This window comes from Streptomyces capoamus (genome assembly GCF_014654935.1).
GTDB lineage: Bacteria > Actinomycetota > Actinomycetes > Streptomycetales > Streptomycetaceae > Streptomyces > Streptomyces capoamus.
Genome location: NZ_BNBF01000016.1, coordinates 44398 through 47185, shown reverse-complemented (window position 1 = coordinate 47185; position 2788 = coordinate 44398). Strand labels below are relative to the sequence as shown.

General features: G+C 77.4%; 2 protein-coding genes. Both read left to right on the top strand.

What is annotated here, in order from left to right; all coding sequences use genetic code 11:
- Positions 1 to 2098: non-ribosomal peptide synthetase (locus IE312_RS41595; protein WP_268254338.1), on the top strand; the 2098-nt coding region annotated here is incomplete at its 5' end.
- Between the two features lie 13 nt (positions 2099 to 2111).
- Positions 2112 to 2788 (top strand): condensation domain-containing protein (locus IE312_RS41585; RefSeq protein ID WP_229900359.1); only part of this gene is annotated, 677 nt, incomplete at its 3' end.

Below are 2788 nucleotides of genomic sequence, written 5' to 3'. Positions count from 1 at the left end.
GGCCACCAACTACCCGCTCACCGTGGTCGTCTCGCCCGGCGACCGGCTGGCCGTCGAACTCGGCTACGACCCGCGGTACTTCGACGCGTCCACCGCCGCCTCCCTGGCCGGACAGCTGCTGCACACCCTGCACACGCTGGCCGCCTCCGACGGCACCGCCCGCCTGGACGACCTGGACCTGCTGCCGCCCGCCGAGCGCGACCGGCTGCTGCACGGCCCGGCCCGCCCGGCGCTCGGCCCGGTGCCTGCCGTCACCCTGCCCGCCCTGATCGAGGCCGCCGTCGACCGGTGGCCGGCCGCCCCCGCACTCGACGCGCCCGGCACGCTGCTCACCTTCGCCGAGGCCGAGGAGCGGGCCAACCGGCTGGCGCACCGGCTCATCGCCCGCGGCGCCGGACCCGGCGACCTCGTCGCCCTGCTGCTGCCGCGGTCGACGGACATGGTGCTGGCCCAGCTCGCGGTGGCGAAGGCGGGCGCCGCGTTCCTGCCCGTCGACCCCGCCTACCCCGAGGAGCGGACCGCGCTGATGCTGCGCGACGCGGCCCCCGCCCTCACCCTCGACGCCAAGGAGGTCGCCGGCCTGCTCGCCGCCCCGGCGGAGGACGTACCCGCACACCGGCCCACCGACAGCAACCGGACCCGTCCGCTCGACCTGGACGACCCGGCCTACGTCATCTACACCTCCGGTTCCACCGGCCGCCCCAAGGGCGTCGTCGTCACCCACCGCGGGCTCGCCGCCTTCTGCGCCGCCGAGGCCGCGCACTACCAGGTCGCCCCGGGTGACCGGGCGCTGGCGTTCGCCACGCCCAGCTTCGACGCCTCGGTGCTGGAGCTGTGCATGTCCCTGCCGCACGGCGCCCGGCTGGTCGTGCCCCGGCCCGGTCCGCTGCTCGGCGCCGAACTGGCCGACACCCTGCGGGCCGAGCGCATCACGCACACCCTGCTGCCGCCGGCCGCGCTCGCCACGCTGCCCCCCGGCACGCCCGGCACGCTGCCCGACCTGAAGACGCTGATCGTGGGCGCGGACGCGTGCGGCGCCGAACTCGTGGCCCGCTGGGCCCCGCACCACCGCATGGTGAACTCCTACGGCCCCACCGAGGCCACCGTCGTCGCCACCTGGTCCGCCCCCCTCGCGGCGGACGGCGGCGCACCGCCCATCGGCCGCCCGCTGCCCGCCACCGGCGCCTACGTCCTGGACGCCCGGCTGCGGCCGGTCCCCGACGGCGTCGCCGGTGAACTGTGGCTCACCGGACCCGCGCTGGCCCGCGGCTACCTCGGCCGGCCCGGACTGACCGCGTCCCGGTTCCGCGCCGACCCGTTCGGGCCGCCCGGCACCCGCATGTACCGCACCGGCGACCTGGTGCGCCGCGACAGCGGGGGCGAGCTGCACTACCTGGGCCGCACCGACCATCAGCTGAAGCTGCGCGGCCACCGCATCGAGGCCGGCGAGGTCGAGGCGACCCTGGTCCGCCACCCGGGCGTGCTGGACGCCGTGGTGAGCGTGCGCGAGGACGAACCGGGGCAGCCGCGGCTGGTCGCCCACCTGCTCAGGGCCCCCGGTGCCGAACCGCCCGCCCCGGCCGAGCTGCGGGCGCTGGCCGCCCGCGTGCTGCCCGGCTACATGGTGCCGTCGGCGTTCGCCGTGCTGGACCGCTTCCCGGTCACGGAGAACGGCAAGACCGACCGGGCCGCCCTGCCCGCCCCGGCCCCGGTCGAGGAGCGGACACGGCCGGAGTACGTGGCGCCCCGCACCCCGGCCGAGGAGGCGCTGGCGGCCATCTGGGAGGAGACCCTCCAGACCGCCGTGGGCGCCGAGGACGACTACTTCCTGCTCGGCGGCGACTCCATGCGTGCCCTGCTCATCGCCTCCCGCGCGAACGACGCGTTCGGCGTCACGCTCACCCCCCGCGACGTCCTGGCCTCCCGCACGGTCGCGGCGCTGGCGGAACTCGTCGAGGAACAGGTGCTGAGCGAACTCGAGGAGGCGGCGTACGACGCCGGCCCCGACCCCGTGCACGACGACCCCGGCACCCCGGGCGACGCGTACGGCCCCGACTCCGAAGACGCCGCGTACGGCGGCCACGACCACGAACGGTGAGGACCCGACGACCATGACGTCTTCGACCCCTTCCAGCCCCTCCGGCCCCTCCACCCCCTCCGGCCGCTCCGGCTCCGGGCAGCCCTCCCGGCCCTCCCGGCCTTCCGGGTCCTCCCGGCGGGACCGTGCCGAGGCGCTGCCCGAGGAGATGCGGGAGGCGCTGCGGCGGCGGCTGGCCGGCCGGGCCGGCGGCGCGGCCCCGGCCGCCCGGCAGGGCATCCCGCGCGCCGACCGGGACCGCCCGCTGCCGCTGTCCTTCGCGCAGCAGCGGCTGTGGTTCCTCGACCGGCTGAGCCCCGGCGACCCCCGCTACAACAGCGCGGTCGCGGCCCGTCTCGGCGGCGCCCTCGACCGCGCGGCGCTGGCCGAGGCCCTCACCGCCGTCGTGGCCCGGCACGAGGCGCTGCGCACCACCTTCGAGGAGACCGACGGCCGCCCCGTGCAGCGGGTGCACCCCGCGGGGCCGGTGCCCGTGCCGGTCCGGGACGCCGGTGACCTGGACGCCGACCTGCTGGCCGAGTACTCCCGCCCCTTCGACCTGCGCCAGGGGCCCCTGCTGCGGGCACTGCTGCTGCGCGAGTCCGCCACCGCGCACGTCCTGCTGCTGACGGCCCACCACATCGTCACCGACGGCTGGTCGATGGGCGTGGTCCTGGACGAGCTGTGCACCGTCTACGACGCCCTCGCCCG